Here is a 20,375-nt window from a genome sequence, read left to right on the forward strand (position 1 = left end):
ACGGTAAAACCTAAATTTCTCGTAACTTCAAACGGTTCCAAAAACCTGCTTAGAAGAAGGTTGAACGTGCGAAAAATTCAGAGATACTGTATATAAACACAGTTATATTGAGTTTCTCATTATGCAGCTTTTTTATCCCATAGAGATTGCCCTCTCTATCCCTCTTCCTCTTTTTACGGAGCGAGTACCTTGTGGTTTTCCTAGTCCTGCACAAGACTATGTCGAAGATAGGCTAAATCTCAATACACTACTGATCGCTCATCCTAGCGCCACATATTTTATTAAAGTAAGCGGTGACTCTATGACTGGCGCTGGAATTGGGGATGGTGATCTTCTGGTAGTTGATCGTTCGCTGTCGGCAAGCCATGGCGATATTGTGATTGCTGCTGTAGCTGGCGAGTTTACCGTCAAGGAACTACGTACACGTCCTGCCTTACAACTAGTTCCGCACAATAACCATTACTCACCCCTTACGTTTCATAATCCAGAAGATCTAGAAATATTTGGTGTAGTGACATTTTCAGTGAAGTCACATAAATGACGATGTTTGCTTTGGCCGACGTCAACAGCTTTTATACTTCCTGTGAAACGGTATTTCGCCCAGATTTGAAGGGGAAACCCGTGGTGGTGGTTTCTAACAACGACGGCTGCGTAATTTCGCGTTCAGCAGAGGCAAAAGCGCTCGGCATCGCTATGGGAGAGCCTTTTTTCAAACTGAGAAATAAAACTTTCTTATCTTCAGTGCACGTATTTAGCTCAAACTATGCCCTTTATGCTGACCTCAGCGCGCGAGTTATGCAGACGCTGGCAGAGATGTCGCCGGCCATCGAGATCTATTCAATCGATGAAGCCTTTATCGACTTATCTGGCGTAGCCAGCTGCATGTCGCTGACAGATTTTGGCAAAACCGTGCGAAGCCAGGTGCTTAAAAATACTGGGCTCACGATCGGGATCGGCGTTTCGCAAACAAAAACGCTAGCAAAATTAGCAAATTACGCAGCAAAAAGATGGCCTGCTACGGAAGGCGTGGTTGATTTATCCGACATATCACGTCAGCGGAAGCTGTTAGAGCGCGTACCTGTAGAGGAGGTATGGGGGGTAGGAAGGCGCATCAGCAAAAAACTGAACGCGATGGGGATCAGTACAGCGCTGGACTTAGCCAATAGCTCGCCGTGGGTAATCAAAAAGCATTTCAACGTTGTTCTGGAAAGAACGTTGCGTGAACTGCGTGGTGAACCGTGTCTGGAGCTTGAGGAATTCGCGCCAAATAAGCAACAGATTATGTGCAGCCGCTCTTTTGGGTATCGTATTACCGAGTATGCCGATATGCGTCAGGCTGTCTGCACCTATGCGGAGCGCGCTGCAGCAAAATTGCGTAGCGAACACCAGTTTTGTGCTTTTGTTAGCGTTTTTCTACGCACCAGCCCGCACGCAGATAATGAAATTTATTATGGAAACCAATCGTCGGTGAAATTACTGACACCCTCTGATGATACGCGTGACATCATACGTGCCGCGACAGAGTCATTGGATCGAATATGGGTCGATGGTTACCGTTACATGAAAGCGGGAATTATGCTGGCTGATTTTTTTAGTCGTGGCACAGCACAGCTTAATTTGTTTGACAGTTTCGCCCCGAAAGCTAATAGCACGGCACTCATGACGGTAATTGACGGTATTAACGCTTCAGGAAAAGGAAAGGTCTGGTTTGCGGGCCAGGGCATTGAGAAGCCCTGGGCAATGAAACGTGAGATGCTGTCACCAGCTTACACTACGCGCTATTCAGATCTGCCTGTCGCTAAATGAAAATGAATGTTTGCCTTACAGGTGCGGTAGCTGCAGTGACAGTATTTTATCTCGCAGGTTTCTATTCTGTATTTCACAGTTTTCAAGCTCACGTTCAAGCAAAATAATCTTCGCTATCAGGGCTGTTTTGCTCTTACTCGCAAGGAGATAAGCTCTACGTAATTCTGACGCCGTTGGATTATTAAGCTCAGAGCCCGGAATGGTACGTTTTTTCTGGCTACTGCCGCTCAGTGTTGTGTGCTTTTTGTATAGTTCGTGACATTGCCTGTTCCGCAAGATAGTAGAAGAAGATACGCCTTTTCCCGCAGGATCTACGCTTTTTGAAGCTAGAACAATCGTTGTCAGGCTGATCCTCAGCTTCTCTGCTAAAAGTTCATCAATAGCACGCTTGACTAGCGATAAACTATTCTCAACGCGCTTTCTTTGCCAGGTATAAATACCGCTCATGTTTTTCTTTGTCATACCGTCAACCTCTCGTGAGTCAGGATGAGGACTGCAGGTTACGCTTAATGGTATCTACCTGCTCAATCAAATCCATTTCTTCCAGCATGTCGTCACAGCTGCCAATAATTTCGTGAGCTTTTCTCTTTTCTGCTGGCAAATTCTGCTGCCCGGCAAGCTCAGCCATCTTTACCCAGGCATCTCTGTACACCAGGACGTCACCGCGTCTGGCGGGATCGGGGGCATTCCCTGCACATCCAATACAGGCAAACTTGGCCGGGCACGCATTCGCAATCGTGCAACATCCGCCTGTAACAGGGATTAGCGCTCCAACCTTACCGACAGCCTCTGTCAGTTGCTGAGCAATATCGCCTTTCGTGCGAATATGCTGCCTGGAAAAGTCATGCCGCTGAGTGAAAATTTGTTGTTGCAGTTCGACCAACTGAGAGGGTGTATGCCTGGCATAATATTCCGTAACGTTGACATCTTTTTGCTTCATCAACAAAGCCAATACGTCGAGTGGCGTATTAAGTGTACGCATTTCTGTTGCAAAGCTATGTCTGAGCAGATGACTAGTGACTTTTATAGATTGACCCGCGGGCGTTTTCAAGGAAAGCCCATGGAGCATAACGGAAAGTGCGCCGTTAATGTCTTTCTGTGTAAAATGTTTTTCATCGTTTTGCCAGAGGTAACTTGCAGGTTTTAATTTTGGCCCCAGGCATGCTGCTGCTTTAATTACGGGGAATGTCTGCGATCTACTTCTCTGATAACTCCACCATTCATAAAGACTTTCCATGCACTTATTATCAATATAAAAGGGCTCCTCTTTTAATCTTCCTTTGGGAACAGCATTAAATAGAATGCACTCTTTATTTTCTGCCAGATTGATCCGATAAAGATGCTCTGGGACTAACCTTATCTGCAAAAACTCATGTGCCCGAGCCCCTGTCTTTGACATGATCTGTACAACAGAATGCGCCAACAGCGCATCAATCATCAAAATTTCAACAGGAATAAATATCAGTCCCAAATCTTTACTCAATAAGTGTTGCCACCGGCTGGTTGTATATCCGTAGGGAGTAGTAATAGGGCCCTGAAAAGACGCCTTTGATACTCCGTATAGGTCAGTGATTTCAGCCGAAGGAGAGCCCGTGAGTGCGGCAAGCGTGATCAGTTCAGTGAACCACAGACCTTCAACGGGTTGGTGATGTTTATCGTAGCTTCCCTCATAAGTAGTGAATCTTGCATCCGAATCATGAATAGTATGATGCGGATTAGTATCACGATGTCGATAGGTTCTGGCCTCAGCGACATGCTCATGTGCCTGCCTCAATAGCCTCGCGTCCCAGACTTTAAACTTGTGCGTATATGCCTGTTCGCCTCTGTTTTCCATGACCACAGATTCTGTATACTCAAAAACCAGCGGTGTCTTTTTCTCCGAATTTTCAAATCGCTTAAACGCCTTTTGTATCTCCTGATGTAGCCTGTTAATCTGCAACTTTCTTCTTTCCACAAAATCGCGAAGAAAATAAAACTTCTGGTGCAGGACAGCTGTTTTGGATTTTCTTTTGTTTTTTTGTTCGTGTGAGACTGTTCTGTGCAGGGTGGATTTTTTCCAGAATAAATCGTCGGACACGCGCGGTAGTGCGAAGGGGGTAAATTTTTCTCGCTGGTCTGTGTTAAGTTTGCTGAAGTAATCTCCTTGTTTAACGAGTAACCGAAAATACGCCTGAATTATTCTAGCCCGTTGTCCTATGTTGTCTTCAGGGATAAGATCTCCTTGATGATATGCTTTGAAAAAGGTCTCGCAGTCAAACTGATCTATGTCATTCGAGCCAGTTGCGTTAAGAAACCGGGGCATGTAATAAAAAAAAGTAATGTCATTTCTTCTGTTACTGTAACAGGTCGCCATAATAAAAAATGCCATGTTTCTCAGTCCCTGCTGCTTAATCTCGTAAATCATACGTATCTGTGCATTGGTCATTGGTCTACCTGTTGTAGGCGAGTCCAGAAACGTCAGCGGTATTGTATGAAGAACCGGGTCGAGTGTGGCGATTAGCTCATCCAGAGAGATTGTCTTCCATGCATCTTTTTTCACCAATTTAGTATCCGTGCGTTTCTCCCATTGAGCCACCACTCTTTTAACCAGTCGATGATCAAGGCAGACCAATGTGGTTATTTCTGAAAATGTCATCTCACGTTTATTTCGGCTTAAATAATCAATGGCAAGAGTCACTTTTTTCTCACTGATTTCTTTTGCTCTTGCTGTATTTTGCAGTGAGTACCTGAAGGTCGTTACCGTTCTGTTCCATTCAAAGTAGGCCAAATCATCAGAAACATCTTCGTAAAGAAGAAGATCAGCCAGTTCGCTAACGTAACAGCGCCCATATCTGGATATGGTATGTAAGTCTATGCCGGATTGATCTGACATTTCTGAGGTTTTAAAAGATTCAGCCTTTTTTTTATAAAAGTCGTATAATTTATAAATGACCTTTTTACGCTCATTCGGAGGCAGGCGTAAAATGGAAGCAGAGAATGAAGCAGGTTCGGTAACAGGTTCCTTTATCTTAATTTTTTCAACAATGCTGAAAATATCTTCATCTGTAGCGCAACACTGCTGTCTTATTTTTAATACATACTCTTCATTGTTATTTCTGAGTCCATCCTCAATGCAATAAATAATGTACCGGTATTTAATCTCCAGTGCATATCTGCTGCTTCGGATGAAAAAGTCAAATGTCAGATACTGCCGCTCCCATGCGAGGAATATCTGATGAGACATGGGTGTGGTACCCAGCAGCTGAGCCATAACATTATCAATGTAAGGCATCAACGCTCTTTTCAGTGCAGGCCGTCCGGTGCGGGTGCCCGGTAAATCTTCAATCCTGAACCAGTCTCCCCGTTCTTCACGCTGAGTAAGTTCAAAAAATAATGTATGACTGCGCTGTGCAACAGGTTGAGTATCAACGCTCATAGTTTCCCCTCCAACATTTCTTTCAGCATCAGCGAGCCCTGACTTTCCTTGTCATCGGGCACATCACAAGCAGCTTGAGCCTCTAACTGCTTGTCTTCGATGTACGTGTGTATTGCACTCGCCAGCAAAGGTAAATCATGGCGCTGCCGGGCTTGATCATAGGCTGGCAACATATCGGATCTCCATCCCATTAATACCTGCAGGGCGCTGCGTTTCTGCAGAAGATCAGCCTCTGAGCCGGCGCTACGGTGGATCTCGTTCAGTGCCATTGTGACAAACCAGTGTCGAACTTGATGGGTGCGTATCCTTAGCCCGGCAGCCGCCAGCACAGGCGTCCACCGGTAACGCCTAAAGTTGTCCGGTGTCAGTGGATGGCCTCTTTTTGTACAGAAAAGGGGGAGTAGGTAAACATTTTCGGGAGGCAAAGCGGTGCGCCCGTTGAGATATGGCAGCAGTTCAGGCCTGTCATTTCTGATATAGCGCAGCAGCACCTTCAGCGTTTTATCCGTGATGATAATATTCTTGACCCGCTTCCCACGACTGCCTTTACTCAGCGACATGAACATGTTGCGAAAACCACTGACCTTCCAGTCATGCATGGTCAGCGCGCAGGCCTCGTGTATTCTGCAGCCCGTATCGAAAAGTATTCTCACGAGTGCTATATCCTGTAGGTTCCAGCCGCCCTGTTCGCCGGAGGCCAGCACATGCCCCATGAGTTCCGGATCATCCAAATACTCAGGGATCCATTCATTATCTTTAATTCTGTAATACGAAGAGGTAAGTCTGAGAGGACGCCAATGGTCAATGCCGCTGTCTGATGGCATCGGCGGTCGCTGATTTATTCTCACAAAATCATCAAGATGCTGTTGCCGAATTTCGGCAATCATATTTTTGGCTTGGGGTAAATCAAGAGGATGAAGATGGGGATACAGCTGCATCGAGATGAGCAACTGATAAAAAGATCGCAGCGCAGCTAACAAATGATTTATCCGGTGAGCTTTTCCCCAAGTAACCTGCACCTTGCGAATATCTTCTCCTGACAGGTCGCGCGCGAAAAACAGAGTACAGTGCAGCTGGGTTGTCAGGAAATGTTCGAGTACAGCACGTACCTGACTACTGTTGCCCAGCAAATCCCAATGCTGGCGTTTCACGGTTTCATCCTGCCCAGCCCACGAAAAAAATGCCAGAAGATGCCTGAGATAAGCCTTAACTGTAGCTGGTGAATGGTACCTGTCGGCTCGGCACGCATAAACCGTCAACGGTAAATGTGGCAACCCCTGGGAATCTGTTACATGAAAGAAAAAATCACCGCTACCGCGACGTAACCGAAACATATATACCTCTCCTCTAATGCTGGCAGCATATGGCAGATGTACTGATGTAACTGGATTTTTGATTGAGTGTAGAACAGCAGTGTTACATAGCAAAGCTGGCTAACTATGCCGCGAAAAAATGGTCGGCAACCGGGGGCGTTGTCGATCTGTCCAACGTTGAACGGCAGCGTAAGTTAATGGCGCTGGTTCCCGTTGAGGAGGTCTGGGGTGTGGGCCGGCGCATCAGTAAAAAGCTTAACCAGATGGGCATAGAAAAAGCCCTGCATCTGGCCGAATGTTCCAGCTGGGTTGTCCGCAAACATTTCAATGTGGTGCTGGAAAGAACCGCGCGGGAGCTGCGCGGCGAACCTTGCCTGGCGCTGGAAGAGTTTGCGCCGACTAAACAACAAATTGTCTGTAGCCGCTCTTTCGGGCACCGCATCACGGCTTATGCAGATATGCATCAGGCGGTCTGCACTTACGCCGAACGGGCAGCCGAAAAGCTGCGCGGCGAACATCAGTATTGCCGCTTTATCAGTGTCTTTATCCGCACCAGCCCGCATGACGATAACGCCTCTGGCTATAACAATCAGGCCTCCGGCAAACTGCTGTTACCCTCAAATGACACGCGCGACATTATCCGCGTGGCGATCGACGCACTGGATCGCATCTGGCTCGAAGGCGAACGCTATATGAAAGCTGGCGTGATGCTGAGTGACTTTTACAGCGATGGCGTGGCGCAGCTGGACCTGTTCGACGAACCCCGCGTGCAGCCAAACAGCGAAGCCTTAATGAAGGTCATTGACCAGCTGAATCAGTCGGGAAAAGGCAAAGTCTGGTTTGCAGGCCAGGGTATTCAAAAGTCCTGGGCGATGAAGCGAGAAATGTTATCCCCCGCATATACCACGCGTTATGCGGACTTGCCGATCGTCAAATAGCCTGGGGCGCTGAGGGAGCCTTCGTTGATAATAGCGCGGCGATGGCGGCCTTATCGCTGTTACATTTATCCAGTGCCAGATGAAGACGAGCCACATAATCTGGATAATCTCCCCAGCGCTGTACGTCAAACCGTGGCACCGGACAGGGAGTCAGCAGCGCTGCCGGAATAAAATCATTGGGGCAGGCGCGGAGCGGCACTGAGGGCTTCTCGCTGCAAGCGGATAACATCATCAGGCACAGACTCAGCAGCACAGGCGTCGTGCTGTAATAGCGTGCGTAGCTGCTTGCGAATAACATCGCTCTCTTTCTCCAGTTGCTGTTGTTGTAAATTTTGCGCTATCAGGACGCCAGACAGCCGGTCCAGCTGCGTCGCCAGTTCATTGATACGCTTAGCATAAGCGCCGTTTTGTTCTTTCAGCGATTGATTATGTTGTTGTAGCTGCTGCTGCCGGTGATGCTGATGGCGCAGCCAAAGCCCGCCGAGGGCAAGACCACATAACAAAAAGATGATGCCGCCTGTACGAAACCAGGATAATAAAAACACGCTTCCTCCGGTATTAACCTCATTGCCGAAAGCAATATATCACCACGCGGATAATAACAGGATTGCAATTATTGAATCAGAAGCGGGAAGAATTAGATGTTGCCGTGAAAAATATCACCTTAAATAAATTAGCACCCTTACTTTTCGTGTTAAAATCACCACTCAAAGTGTTAATAATAACAATGCCTTTGCTATTATAATGTTGTTTTCAATCGTAAAAAATGAATAAACAAAAACTAAAGAGGGCATATTTTGATTAAATATAGCGTGATGTACCCCAATACAGAAAATGGCCACTTTGACCATGATTACTACCGTGACGTTCATCTGCCATTGATAAAAGAGCGGATGGGAGACGCGCTGGTTTCTTATTCCATTGAGAAAAATATTGTCACGCCGGAAGGTGACCCTGCACCCTGGATTGCAGCCTGTCATCTGTTTTGTCATTCAGTGAGTGATTTACAGAAAGGAATGGCAGGTCATATTGAGGAGATCGTGGGGGATGTAGCGAACTTCACGAATATTCAGTCGGTGAAATGGATTGCTGATGTCGTGGTGTAGGCGGTAAAAAGAGGCGGGCAAGTCCCGCCTCAACGCATTTACAGCAGGTTCTTTTCAGCCAGCTCAAGAGCATAGTAGGTAAAGATCAGATCGGCACCCGCGCGCTTAATGGCACCAAGGCTTTCCAGCACCACATCCTGTTCGTTGATTGCGCCCGCCTGCGCAGCAAATTTCAGCATCGCGTATTCACCGCTCACCTGATAGGCGGCCAGAGGCAGTTCGCTGCGCTCGCGCACGTCGCGGATAATGTCCAGGTAAGCGCCAGCCGGTTTGACCATCAGCGCATCTGCCCCTTCGGCCTGATCGATCAGGGATTCACGGATCGCTTCACGACGGTTCATCGGGTTCATCTGGTAGGTTTTGCGATCGCCTTTCAGCGAGGTTCCCGCCGCTTCACGGAACGGGCCATAGAAGGAAGAAGCAAACTTGGTGGAGTAAGACATAATAGCGGTATCGGTAAAGCCCGCTTCATCCAGCGCACGGCGGATTGCCCCTACCTGCCCGTCCATCGCGGCCGATGGCGCGATAAAATCAGCACCTGCTCGCGCGGCGGCAACGGCCTGACGGCCAAGGTTGACCAGGGTTGCATCGTTATCCACACCGTGCTCATGCAGCACGCCACAGTGTCCGTGCGTGGTGTATTCACAGAAACAGGTATCGGACATCACGATCATTTCCGGCACGGTCTCTTTGCAGATGCGTGACATCCGGGAGACCAGCCCATTTTCCTGCCAGGTATCGCTGCCATCCGCATCGGTATGATGGGAAATACCGAAGGTCATTACCGAGCGGATACCCGCTTTGGCAATACGCTCGATTTCATACGCCAGCCGCTTTTCCGGGATACGCATAACGCCAGGCATCGCCTGGATAGGTTTGTAATCATCAAGACCTTCCTCAACAAAGATCGGCAGCGCCAGATCGTTAATGCTGAGTGAGGATTCCTGAAACAGCGAGCGGAAGGATGGGGTCTGACGCAGACGTCTTGGGCGATGGGCAGGTGAATAAATGGACAAAACAACCTCGATTTAGCGGATAACCGCTGGCGAAGAGAAAACGGCCAGCGAGAAAAAATGAGTCTGTTAACAGTATACCTCTGAACGCTTTCTGACAATGATTGCGATAATTCTTAGCCACTAACGGCACAGAATGCCTGGTTTCACAACGCCTCTGCCCTGCACATTTTCCCAAAAATATGCCTTTTCAAGCAGATATCCTGCTGTGACCTTATTTAGCGTCCATAATTAAGCCTTAAACACCAGAGGAGTAGAAATGGGCTTTCTTGGCTGGACCGCCGCAACTGGCGGATTATTACTGTTAATGACGCTGGCATCGGGCTGGATCAAACGTGGCCCGGTGACGGCTTTTGCGCTTTATCTGGCCGCTGGCGTGCTGTGTGGCCCGTGGGTACTGAATCTGTTACAGGTTGATATTGCGGCTCACGCCGAGCTGACCGCTCACCTGACTGAAATTGCCATGGCGGCGTCACTGTTTATTACCGGCCTGAAGCTGCGCCTGCCTTTATCACATCAGGGCTGGCGCATTGGCTTACGGTTAGCGTTTCCTGGCATGCTGCTAACCGTTGGCGGAATGACGCTGGCAGCACATTATTTGGCGGACCTTTCCTGGCCGATGGCTTTAGCGTTCAGCGCCATCGTTGCGCCAACCGATCCGGTATTGGCCAGCCTGATCTCGGTTAATGATGCCAGCGATAATGACAACCTGCGGGTGTCGCTCTCCAGCGAAGCGGGCATGAACGACGGCAGCGCGCTGCCGCTCCTGATGCTGGCAGTGATGCTGCTGACCGGCCATGAAGAACTGTCGCTGAATATGTTCGGCCACTGGGCGCTGGTGGATGTGCTGTGGGCAATTGCAGGCGGTATGGGCATTGGCTTTGTGCTGGGCCGTTTCGTCGGTCAGTACGCGACTCACCTGCGCCATACTCATCAGGATGTCGCACCTAATGATTTTCTGGCGCTGGCACTGATTGCCTTGAGCTATGCCGCCGCTCAGGCGCTGGACGCTTCCGGCTTCCTCGCGGCCTTTGCTGCGGGCGTGGGCCTGCGCCGGGCAGAAATGCGGGTTATCAGCCGCCAGCCTGCTGATGACTTTTCCGACAGTGAACACCGGCCACCCGCCGAGGTGTTGGTAAATCCCCATATTCGCCACTCGGCTGGCGAAACCAATCCTGCCAGTTCGGTGGGGCTGGTGGTAGGTGACGCACTGTCATTCGGCGATACCGTAGAGCGTCTGTTCGCCGCAGGCATTATCATTGTGCTTGGCATTACGCTGGCCCAGCACTGGGATCTTGCCGGGCTACTGATGGCGGGCCTGCTATTTCTGGTGATCCGCCCTGCGGCGGTATTTATCGGTACCACCGGTATTAAAGCGCCCTGGCAGCAAAAGCTAATTATTGGCTGGTTGGGTATTCGCGGTATCGGCAGTATCAACTATATCGCCTGGGCCTATACCCACGGCCTGGCGGGAGAAGAAGCCACGCATATGGCGAATATGGCTATTACGCTGATCGTTGCCAGCGTGGTGCTGCACGGTATGACGGTCACGCCGCTGCTCAGCTGGCGACAGGCAAAAGCGGCAGCCAGAGAGCGTAAAAAAGAATAAGCGTACTAAATCAACCGGTCGCGCAACCGTTGCCCGCCTGAAAGCGATATTTCGGATTTATGCTAGCCTCAATAGAGGACTACGGTATTGCTGTCAGGCAGCGCGGGTTGATAAAAAACATGAAAATATCAGAGAGTTTTCGCAGTCATTTTATTCGTGAAGTGCTTATCCCTCTCATACTGGTATTACTGGTTACTTTTCTTGCCGCTTCATTTACCGTCTGGTGGGCCACGGCAAAAAGTAATGAAAATGCCGCAGCCGAACAGCAGCAAATCATTCAGACCACGCTCACGCAAAGCCTGAATGAGATGATCAAACAGCATCGCAGCCTGGCGCTGTGGCAGCCGCTGGGTCGACGACTCACGCGCGCGCCTCAGGATACAATCTGGCTTAATCAAAACGTCGGCTCATGGCTTTCTGACATGTTCGGGCATCAGCTGGTATATATCCTTGATGCGAAGAACCAGCCCATCTACCGCTGGGAAAACGGTAAAAATGTGCCGCTGGCGCGGTTTTCCCATCTTCAGCAGCCGGTTACGACGTTAATGGGCAAGCTCAAAGTGCCCTATAGCAGTACCGATCATCACCGCGAAACCATTGACTATGCGCTGATTGACAATCGCCCGGTTGCGCTGGCGGCTGGCACCATTGCCGGTGAAAATGGCCTGAGCGCCGGCTTTACCCTGATCAGCGTTAAATATCTGGATGACCAGTATCTTAGCGCCCTTTCCGAACGCAGCCTGCTACGTGGATTACGCTATGCCGACGGACACCCCGCTGGCGCGGGTGCTAACTATCTGCTGAAAAACAGCGAAGGGAATTCGCTGGGTTATATCAGCTGGCAGCCTTACGCGCCGGGTACAGAAATGCTGCATGTTATCGGGCCGGTGGCGCTGGCGGTGGTGCTGATCATTAGCCTGATTTGCGGGGTGATGATCCGCCGTTTATGGCTCTCTTCACTCACGCTGTCGCAATCGCTCCTGCAACTGAGCGCCAGCGAAGCCCAGGCGCAACATTTGGCTTTTCATGATGTGCTGACCGGATTACCCAATCGGGCGCTGGTTGAAGACCGTCTGAACCAGGCACTGGGCAGGCGGATGCATAATGAGGAACAGGTTGCCCTGCTGTTGCTGGATCTGGATCGTTTCAAACTGGTGAACGATACCTACGGCCACCATGCGGGTGACGATCTCATTATCAGTGTCGGGCATCGCCTTACTGAATTGGTTAAAGATACGGATACGGTGGGCCGGTTAGGCGGAGACGAATTTGTGGTGATCGTGCAAGGGATTCGCTCTCCTCGCGAAGTTCAGCAGCTGTGCGAAAGCATTATCGAATCTCTGGCACGGCCCTTTACGCTGTTAGGCTGTGAAACCTGGATCGGCGTCAGTATTGGCGTGGCGACGGCACCGGACGATGCATCCGATCGCACCGAGATGATGCGTAAAGCGGATATCGCGCTCTACGAGGCAAAAAGCCACGGACGCGGACAATATCGCGTGTTTGAAGGGGTAATGGATGAGTCGGTAAAAACCCGGCAGCAGGTTGCCGCCGATTTGCGTATCGCGCTGCAAAACAAACGCGAGCTGGCGGTTTACTATCAGCCGTTGATGGATATTTCCGGCCAGCAGGTGGTGGGTCTGGAAGCATTGATGCGCTGGCATCATCCGGTTCACGGGCTGATCTCGCCCAACGAGTTTATTCCGCTGGCGGAAGAGATGGGGCTGATTATTCAAATTGGCGAATGGGTGCTGCGCGAAGCGTGTCGGGTATCGCTGGCCTGGCCCGATCTCTCCATCGCAGTCAACGTTTCGCCGCTCCAGTTCCGCGCGGCAGGTTTTGTTGAGCGCATTAAAGCGATTGTGAAACAGGAAAAAACCCTGCCCACCCGCATTGAACTGGAAATTACCGAAGGCGTGCTGATTGAAGATGAAAAAGGGGCGCAGGAAATCATGAGCAAGCTGCGTCAGGCGGGCTTTAAGATCGCGCTGGACGATTTCGGCACCGGCTACTCAAGCCTGAATTACCTTAGCCACTTCTCGGTCGATAAAATCAAAATCGACCGTTCATTTACCCAGTCGCTGGGCGTGACGGAAAATTCAGTGGCGATTATTGAATCGGTGGTCAGGCTGGGTCAGGCGATGGGGCTGACCGTAACCGCCGAGGGCGTGGAGACCGACAGTCAGATGGCGGCGCTGGCGGAAGCGGGATGCAATCAGCTTCAGGGATTCCTCTTCTCGCAGGCGGTACCGGAAGCGCGTATCGCCGATTTGCTGAGCCACAGAAAAGCGGGTTGAGCACAGCGACAAACTGCACCTGAGCCGCCAGACATTGACTACCGGCTTAGCAGGCGGCATCCATGCCAGCCCGACAAGGCCGTCCATGGCCGTGACGCTTTATTACAGGCCCCTGCCCCTCACGCTTTGATAAAAGTGTTGTCTGTCGGTAAAAACAACACCTCAGGTCAGCACCGGTTTACTGTCAGAAAAAGCCCAGCGGCTGCACGCTATAGCTGACCAGCAGGTTTTTTGTTTGCTGATAGTGGTCGAGCATCATTTTATGCGTCTCCCGCCCAATACCGGATTTTTTGTAGCCGCCAAACGCGGCATGCGCCGGATAAAGATGATAACAGTTGGTCCAGACCCGCCCGGCTTTGATTGCCCGCCCTACCCGATACGCCCGGTTGATATCGCGTGTCCACAAGCCCGCGCCAAGACCGTAGATAGAATCGTTGGCGATGGCAATCGCTTCTTCTTCATCCTTAAAGGTGGTGATGCCGACCACCGGCCCGAAAATTTCCTCCTGGAAAACGCGCATGCTGTTGTTGCCTTTCAGCAGGGTTGGCTGAATGTAATAACCGGTGGAGAGCTCGCCTTCGAGCTTTTCGATGCCGCCGCCGGTCAGGATCTCGGCCCCTTCCTGCTGCGCAATGTCCAGATAAGAGAGGATTTTATCAAATTGCTGCTGTGAAGCCTGCGCGCCCACCATGGTCTCGGTATCCATCGGGTCGCCACGTTTAATCGTTTTTACTCTTTTCAGAACCGCTTCCATAAAGGGCGCATAAATAGATTCCTGCACCAGCGCCCGTGAAGGACAGGTACAAACTTCACCCTGATTTAAAAAGCCCAACACCACCCCTTCCGCCGCTTTCTCAATAAAGGAGGGTTCCGCCTGCATAATATCCTCAAAGAAGATATTGGGTGATTTCCCGCCCAGTTCGACGGTGGAAGGGATCAAGTTTTTAGCCGCCAGTTCAAGGATATGACCGCCGGTTGCGGTAGAGCCGGTAAAGGCGACTTTAGCAATACGCGGATTGCCTGCCAGCGCTTCCCCCGCCTCGCGACCGAAGCCATGGATCACGTTCAGTACGCCCGGCGGTAAAAGATCGGCGATTAATTCCACAAACAGCGTAATCGACAGCGGCGTCTGCTCAGCCGGTTTCAGCACCACGCAGTTACCTGCGCCGAGGGCCGGGGCGAGTTTCCACGCGGCCATAAGCAATGGGAAATTCCACGGAATGATTTGTGCAACAACGCCAAGCGGTTCATGAAAATGATAGGCAGCGGTAAACTCGTCAATCTCGGCGGCAGAGCCTTCCTGCGCGCGCAGGCAGCCGGCAAAATAGCGGAAATGATCGACCGCCAGCGGCAGATCGGCAGCCAGCGTTTCGCGAACCGGTTTGCCGTTATCCCAGGTCTCATTGACCGCCAGATATTCCAGATTTTCTTCCAGCCGGTCAGCAATTTTTAACAACGTCAGCGAACGTGCCTGGACTGACGTTTTGCCCCAGGCAGAGGCCGCCGCGTGCGCCGCATCCAGCGCTTTTTCCACATCCTCCTTACCAGAACGCGGAAACTTACCGATGACCGAGCCGTTTATCGGTGAGGTGTTAGTAAAGTAATCTCCATTGAGCGGCGCAACGAATTCACCGTTAATAAAATTGCCATACTGCGATTGCAGGGTAATCAGCGACGCTTTGTTGCCCGGATATGCATAACGCATCATCGTTCTCCTGTGAGGTAGCCCCACCAAAAGTTAACAATAAACAAACCAACGCTTAACATTATTGATAACAGCGAGAATGTCAGGTGTACAAAGTGGAAACTGTGATCGCGACACAAGGAAGGGAAGAATTTTACAGGTTGTGAGGTAAAGCACGACGGAGGATAAATATTCGCGCCGCGCGATGGGAAGCTGCGGCGCGGTGAGCGAGTTTAGCCGGACAGAGCACCCGATGCTGTACGTTTTTCTGGGCGCTGTTGCTGCCAAAAAGCCTGAAGCAGCTGAAGCGGCCAGACGGGTTCAGACTGATGCGTTAACAGACTGCTGGTGGCGTCATCATGCTGACTGTTTTGCAAACAGGCCGTCATGATGGTGCCGGTAAATTCCGGGTGGAACTGGAATGAGAGGGCCTGCTGGCTGTAGCGAATAATCTGGCACTCATCCATTGCCGAGGTTGCCAGCACCTGAGCGCCCTCCGGGGCTTGCAGCACTGACTGCTGATGCGAGAGCCACGCCGAAAAGTGCGGAGGCAACGAGCTCAGCAACGGATCTTTCTCGCAGCCGGGTTGCGTTGCGATCCTCTGCTGTCCCCGTTCCACGCCGCGCGGATTGTCATCCACCAGCCCGCCCAGCGCATAAGACATCAATTGATGACCATAGCAGACGCCAAGCAGCGGCAGCTGGTGGTCCATTGCGCTGCGGATCCAGGCGGCCGTGCGCTCACTCCAGTCGGCATGATCGGTCACCATCGCCCAGGAGCCGGTCAGAATAGCCGCAGACAACGAAGCGGGATCCGGCAGGGCTTCGCCCAGATCGGGTCGGATGACGCGATATTCATCCGGCTGCAAATCCAACGCCGCAACGAACCAGTGCTGCTGTTCACCCACGCTTGCCACCACGCCTTCAGGCGGCGTTTCCAGCTGAATAATCGCTAACGGAAGAGAGGCGTTCATTGACCATCCTTATGTAAGTTGCATCCTGCTCACTGACGGCAGGCGTCAGTGAATTATCATCGCATGGGGTGTACCGGCTGTCACAGAACTTTTTCTGCAACTGACACCCTAAAAAGTCATATCAGCAGGAGAAAAATGGTGAGCGGATGCGTAAAACAGGGGCAATTCATGCCATGATAAAAAGCTCACGCTGACTTTAAGGATTGCTCCGTGGCTTTGCGTCATTTTTTCCTGATTTTGCTGGTGGTCACTACCTGGGCCTTTAATAACATTGCGGTAAAATGGGGGCTGGTCGATCTCCCGCCGCTGTTTCTGACGTTGATGCGCTTTGTGGTGGTCGCGCTGATCCTTATTCCTTTTACTCGAATCACCCGCGATCAGCTGCGTTATCTGATCCCGCTGGCTTTTACCTTCGGTTTTCTGCATTTTTCACTGCTGTTTGTCGGCCTGAAATATACCGATGCCGGAACAGGCGCCATTGTCGTGCAGCTGGGGACACCGTTTGCCATGGTGCTGGCGATGATTTTCCTTAAAGAAAAACTGTCGCTGGTGCAGATGCTCGGCATTGCGATTTCGCTTTCAGGCGTCGTGGTCTTATCGGGCAGCCCGACCATTCCCGCCTGGTGGGTACTGTGCCTGCTGCTGTGCAGCGCGGCAGGCTGGGCAATCAGTAATTTGATCGTCAAAAAATCGCCGTCAATCAAGCCGCTAACCCTGACTGCCTGGCTGTCGTTTTTGGCCATCCCGATTGTGGGGACCGCTTCGCTGCTGCTGGAATCCGATCAGCTGACCAGTCTTGCGCATGCTTCCTGGCGCGGCTGGTTTGGCATTTTCTACAGCGCAATTTGCTCTTCCATCATCGCTTATTCTTTATGGTATGGCCTTCTGCGCAGTTACAACGTCAATCTGATTATGCCCTACTCGCTTCTGACCCCCGTATTATCAGTCATCATGGGCGTGCTGGTGCTGGGCGATAGCATGAACAGCTTTAAAATTATCGGCTCGCTGCTGGTGGTTGCCGGTACGGCGCTTGCGGTTATCAACCTGCGTAATCTGCGCATGCATGCTCGCCTGCCCAAACGTCGACGCCTGCGTTAGCAAAAGGCGAAAGACCCGTTCCCTTGCTACTTTTAGAGTGAAAAAAAGGGGGGAAACAATGACTATTCGGGGAGGATAATGCGGGTCGGTTCAAATATCGTCAGATAAAAGCAACATATGCGAGGCTTTTCGCAGACCTTTACGTCTTAACGAAAAACCTCTGGCTGACTGCCGGTTACTACTCTTCTTCATCCTCGGCCAGTTCATCGCGCATTGCCTGAAGCGCTTCGCGGCTCAGCGCCGCCAGCGTGCGGTAAAACGCGGTGCTGGCATGTGCTTCGACTTTTCCGAGGAACTGGCCGCACCACGGCAGCAGATAGTCATCAAACAACATGATTTGCGCCTGCGCCTCGTCGGCTTCCGACTGATCTTCCAACCATGATGAAGCCAGCAGCAGCGCGCCAAAATGGTCAGCAGGCGCATCGCCGAGCGGCATACCACGGCTTTGCAGAAACGCACGAACTTCACTCTCCTGCGGGCCATTTTCCCACTGCGAACCATAAGGCGGCACCTTACAGTCGCTGCCGACGAACAGCGCATTGTAATCGGTGGCCAGCGCCAGCGGATCGCTGTTTTGCTGTAAACGCGTCAGCAGTTCATCCTGCTCCAGCGGCCAGTGCTGCTGTAATTTGCCTTCACGCAGCAGGGTAAACAGCGGCACCAGCAGCGGATCCTGCGGCTGGCGATTGTAGAGCGAGCCAAGGATACGGCAGATGATTGAAAATTCATTCATAACGGTCAGTCCATTCAGAGATTAATTGTGACAGGGTCACATATTGGCAAATTCAGTAATCGTTTTGCCCATGGGCGGTTTGGATTGCTGGAAGTATAAATGACCTGCCGTTATAAATGCTAAATCATTAGCAATGATGGAGTGAGAAATGTTGAATAAAAAATCTGCTCTCCGTGAAGAAGTAAAGATAAGTTATAACCACACTAAATTAATGGGTATAAAAGATACCAGGGGAGTAGATTTACACCATCAAATTTCTGTTAAAATACCGAATTTTAGAAGGATAAGTACCGGGTGCTGTAGTGAACATCATGGTTAAACAAGATGTAAGTTTACAAGCCGCATGGCGTGTCTATCGCAACCTGTCTCAGCAATATATTGCTGAAAAATTAAGCGCCACTACAAATACCCTTTCTCGGCTGAACGGATTGAGAGTTAACCACAGAAGAAAACCCGTGAACGCTTTGCGAAGAATTATAAGTATTGCCCATAAGGCCTAATTCTTTCAGAAAAATGCCCCCTACCCAGCCATACCCAGCCATACCCAGCCATACCCAGCCATACCCAGATTAATTTTATTACGAATAGTGAACACCTGTATAATTTATTAGTAAGCTTTCAGAAAACACATCTTGAAAGGAATCTAATTCATGCAAAAATATATTAAAAATTAAAAGACCGCCTTAAGGCATTAACAAAACTCAAAGCAACTTTTATTTTCATTCGTTATAGGGTAAAATACAAAAGCATCAAAAGTTAGAAAAAATCAATTAAAAAGGGAATAAATATGCGTGGGATCGCAAAATCTCTTGAGATTTTTTGCTCTAAAAAATCCTTTCAAGATCGCATGACTGATGACATGCGCTATGGCGACATATCAGAAAAAACACTAAAGCAAAAATATGGACTTATTGCAGTATCAGACCGTGTTGATCCTTATAGCTTCAAGAAACTGCATCTTCCCGCTTATGGCAATATGCCGATCTTAAGCCGCGAGGAAACTGCCGCTATCCTCTTTGAACAGCTACAATTTGAAGCTGCTCGCTTTGCATTTTGGGGTCCTTACAAAAATATTATTAAAAAAGTATTTAACCATATGCAATTAAATGATGGACGTGATTTCTATGATGCAGAAATGAGCCAGGCATATAAAAGGATGATAGAGAGCGATATCTCTGTTACCAGTACAAAAATGGCAATTATTAACACGCTTAATACCTTCAACAAATGGAACAGAGGATTATCAGCCAGGGATTTCTCTCAAAATATTTCGCAATCGCATCTACCGATATTTAAAAGGCCCACTGACAGAATAAATGGTCTTGGAATAAGCATTCACCAGATAAATAGCACAAAAATAATAATTGAACGGCTTCAATTCGAAGGGAACAAGTATACTGCGACGTTACTTTTTAGAGGGCAGGATCATTTCGGTTTGGACACTACTGATATTCAGGATGTCAGATTTAAGTACCTTCAAATTTTCAGAATCTGGTTTGTTTTACAACGTTACGAAAAATTAGCATATAAACCTTTTTTTACTAACATGGAAGCGCGTATTAACATCACCGGTGAAAATAATGTTTAATAAGCAAACAATTCAGATTACAGCTTTTGCTGTTATATTAATCACAATGGTAATTTTTATTAGCCAGCAAGCTAAAGAAACAAAAATAGTGGCCGTCATTGACGGCCTGGTCTTTGTTGAAAACGCGCCTGATAACAGTGAAAATAAAATTACATGGTGGAACAATAACAAATCGTTACTACAAAACAAATACCACCTTATCCCTGAGAACGACTACTTCACTCTTCCAATAATGAACTTTGGTGACGGTTACGTAAAACTTCCGCACGCTAATTTTTTATCAGGCGACAATGAAGGAGATTATATATGTGATAACTCGATAAAAAATGAAAAGCGCTGCATCAAGAAAGAGACCAGTTTTACAGTGATGGGTGAAATGAAGAGTAGCCTGTTTATCTCCATTAATGGTGAAATGTATAAACAAAATAAGACTGATAAAAGTAAGTTCTCACCTGTGCCTTGAAGCGATCGTTTTCGCTCAGACAGGATACTTAAATTTCTATAGATCATACTCTGCGGTAATTTCTTGCACCTGCTTATCTCCAGGGTACTTTTTTTGCAACTGCTTCTGTTGTTTACGAGCGGCACCACAATATTTATCAACTGAAGCCTCGATTTGCTCCTGCTCAGATTTTAACCAATAGCTATCCCATTCACCCGCGAAATGCTGACAATCCTCAGCATTGTTCTGGAAAGCTTCAACATCAGCAGGTAGTGCATTAGTCTGTACGGCAGAGCAACCTGCTGAAAATAGTAAAATTGCCAATGGCGTAAACTTAATTTTCATTTTATCTCCCATCT

Annotated in this window: 18 protein-coding genes and 1 pseudogene; 9 read left to right on the top strand and 10 right to left on the bottom strand. The window is 49.4% G+C overall.

The window, feature by feature from the left end:
• The first annotated feature begins 121 nt into the window (after positions 1 to 121).
• The gene (gene umuD, locus AAGQ96_RS12435) at positions 122 to 541 is read left to right on the top strand and encodes a translesion error-prone DNA polymerase V autoproteolytic subunit (protein WP_342753697.1); all 420 of its coding nucleotides are present in this window, start codon (positions 122 to 124) and stop codon (positions 539 to 541) included.
• A gap of 2 nt (positions 542 to 543) precedes the next feature.
• On the top strand, positions 544 to 1,806 hold the full coding sequence (gene umuC / locus AAGQ96_RS12440; protein ID WP_342755560.1) for a translesion error-prone DNA polymerase V subunit UmuC: 1,263 nt from the start codon (positions 544 to 546) through the stop codon (positions 1,804 to 1,806).
• Between the two features lie 15 nt (positions 1,807 to 1,821).
• On the opposite strand, the gene AAGQ96_RS12445 is transcribed toward umuC (AAGQ96_RS12440), so the two are convergent.
• The 3 genes from AAGQ96_RS12445 to AAGQ96_RS12455 are packed head-to-tail and all read right to left on the bottom strand — an operon-like array spanning position 1,822 to position 6,555.
• Positions 1,822 to 2,268, bottom strand: coding sequence for a hypothetical protein (locus AAGQ96_RS12445; protein WP_342753698.1), 447 nt, complete (start codon positions 2,266 to 2,268; stop codon positions 1,822 to 1,824).
• Between the two features lie 19 nt (positions 2,269 to 2,287).
• On the bottom strand, positions 2,288 to 5,221 hold the full coding sequence (locus AAGQ96_RS12450; protein WP_342753699.1) for a site-specific integrase: 2,934 nt from the start codon (positions 5,219 to 5,221) through the stop codon (positions 2,288 to 2,290).
• Complete coding sequence (locus tag AAGQ96_RS12455) at positions 5,218 to 6,555, bottom strand: site-specific integrase (protein ID WP_342753700.1); 1,338 nt, start codon at positions 6,553 to 6,555, stop codon at positions 5,218 to 5,220. Before AAGQ96_RS12455 ends, AAGQ96_RS12450 begins: the two co-directional genes overlap by 4 nt.
• Positions 6,556 to 6,641: 86 nt before the next feature.
• Here AAGQ96_RS12455 and umuC (AAGQ96_RS12460) point away from each other — a divergent pair.
• A pseudogene (gene umuC / locus AAGQ96_RS12460) lies at positions 6,642 to 7,472 on the top strand (translesion error-prone DNA polymerase V subunit UmuC); the annotation flags it as partial.
• Here umuC (AAGQ96_RS12460) and AAGQ96_RS12465 read toward each other — a convergent pair.
• Both AAGQ96_RS12465 and AAGQ96_RS12470 read right to left on the bottom strand, forming a co-directional pair.
• Positions 7,465 to 7,704 (bottom strand): hypothetical protein, encoded by a 240-nt coding sequence (locus tag AAGQ96_RS12465; RefSeq protein ID WP_342753701.1) that lies wholly within the window; start codon positions 7,702 to 7,704, stop codon positions 7,465 to 7,467. The pseudogene umuC (AAGQ96_RS12460) and the gene AAGQ96_RS12465 overlap by 8 nt on opposite strands.
• On the bottom strand, positions 7,646 to 8,017 hold the full coding sequence (locus AAGQ96_RS12470; protein ID WP_342753702.1) for a hypothetical protein: 372 nt from the start codon (positions 8,015 to 8,017) through the stop codon (positions 7,646 to 7,648). The genes AAGQ96_RS12465 and AAGQ96_RS12470 overlap by 59 nt, the downstream gene beginning before the upstream one ends.
• 252 nt (positions 8,018 to 8,269) lie before the next feature.
• Here AAGQ96_RS12470 and AAGQ96_RS12475 point away from each other — a divergent pair, with 252 nt between their 5' ends.
• Positions 8,270 to 8,578, top strand: coding sequence for an EthD family reductase (locus tag AAGQ96_RS12475; protein WP_147198486.1), 309 nt, complete (start codon positions 8,270 to 8,272; stop codon positions 8,576 to 8,578).
• A gap of 38 nt (positions 8,579 to 8,616) precedes the next feature.
• Here the strand turns inward: AAGQ96_RS12475 and hemB are convergent, their stop codons facing one another.
• Positions 8,617 to 9,594, bottom strand: a complete 978-nt coding sequence (gene hemB / locus AAGQ96_RS12480; RefSeq protein ID WP_342753703.1) for a porphobilinogen synthase — start codon at positions 9,592 to 9,594, stop codon at positions 8,617 to 8,619.
• 256 nt (positions 9,595 to 9,850) lie between these two features.
• Between hemB and AAGQ96_RS12485 the strand changes: the two genes are divergently transcribed.
• Complete coding sequence (locus AAGQ96_RS12485; protein WP_342753704.1) at positions 9,851 to 11,200, top strand: sodium:proton antiporter; 1,350 nt, start codon at positions 9,851 to 9,853, stop codon at positions 11,198 to 11,200.
• A 119-nt stretch (positions 11,201 to 11,319) separates the two neighbouring features.
• Positions 11,320 to 13,497: an EAL domain-containing protein gene (locus AAGQ96_RS12490; protein WP_342753705.1), complete on the top strand. Its 2,178-nt coding sequence runs from the start codon at positions 11,320 to 11,322 to the stop codon at positions 13,495 to 13,497.
• Between the two features lie 184 nt (positions 13,498 to 13,681).
• Here AAGQ96_RS12490 and AAGQ96_RS12495 read toward each other — a convergent pair whose 3' ends face one another.
• Entirely contained in the window at positions 13,682 to 15,202 is a 1,521-nt protein-coding gene (locus AAGQ96_RS12495; RefSeq protein WP_147200618.1) for an aldehyde dehydrogenase family protein, read from the bottom strand.
• Positions 15,203 to 15,414: 212 nt separating this feature from the next.
• A complete protein-coding gene (locus AAGQ96_RS12500; protein WP_147198490.1) occupies positions 15,415 to 16,155 on the bottom strand; it encodes a glutamine amidotransferase in 741 nt (246 codons plus the stop codon).
• Between the two features lie 210 nt (positions 16,156 to 16,365).
• Between AAGQ96_RS12500 and AAGQ96_RS12505 the strand changes: the two genes are divergently transcribed.
• On the top strand, positions 16,366 to 17,253 hold the full coding sequence (locus AAGQ96_RS12505; RefSeq protein WP_147198491.1) for an EamA family transporter: 888 nt from the start codon (positions 16,366 to 16,368) through the stop codon (positions 17,251 to 17,253).
• 178 nt (positions 17,254 to 17,431) lie between these two features.
• On the opposite strand, the gene AAGQ96_RS12510 is transcribed toward AAGQ96_RS12505, so the two are convergent.
• Positions 17,432 to 17,986 carry a molecular chaperone gene (locus AAGQ96_RS12510; protein ID WP_147198494.1) on the bottom strand — a complete coding sequence of 185 codons (555 nt, stop codon included), beginning with the start codon at positions 17,984 to 17,986 and terminating at the stop codon, positions 17,432 to 17,434.
• Positions 17,987 to 18,773: 787 nt separating this feature from the next.
• On the opposite strand from AAGQ96_RS12510, the gene AAGQ96_RS12515 reads away from it, so the two are divergent.
• Positions 18,774 to 19,574 (top strand): DUF3289 family protein, encoded by an 801-nt coding sequence (locus tag AAGQ96_RS12515; protein ID WP_342753706.1) that lies wholly within the window; start codon positions 18,774 to 18,776, stop codon positions 19,572 to 19,574.
• Complete coding sequence (locus tag AAGQ96_RS12520) at positions 19,567 to 20,037, top strand: DUF943 family protein (RefSeq protein WP_342753707.1); 471 nt, start codon at positions 19,567 to 19,569, stop codon at positions 20,035 to 20,037. Before AAGQ96_RS12515 ends, AAGQ96_RS12520 begins: the two co-directional genes overlap by 8 nt.
• Positions 20,038 to 20,073: 36 nt before the next feature.
• On the opposite strand, the gene AAGQ96_RS12525 is transcribed toward AAGQ96_RS12520, so the two are convergent.
• Positions 20,074 to 20,361 carry a hypothetical protein gene (locus AAGQ96_RS12525; protein WP_342753708.1) on the bottom strand — a complete coding sequence of 96 codons (288 nt, stop codon included), beginning with the start codon at positions 20,359 to 20,361 and terminating at the stop codon, positions 20,074 to 20,076.
• Positions 20,362 to 20,375: the final 14 nt, after the last annotated feature.

Source organism: Pantoea sp. MBD-2R, from assembly GCF_039134845.1.
GTDB lineage: Bacteria > Pseudomonadota > Gammaproteobacteria > Enterobacterales > Enterobacteriaceae > Erwinia.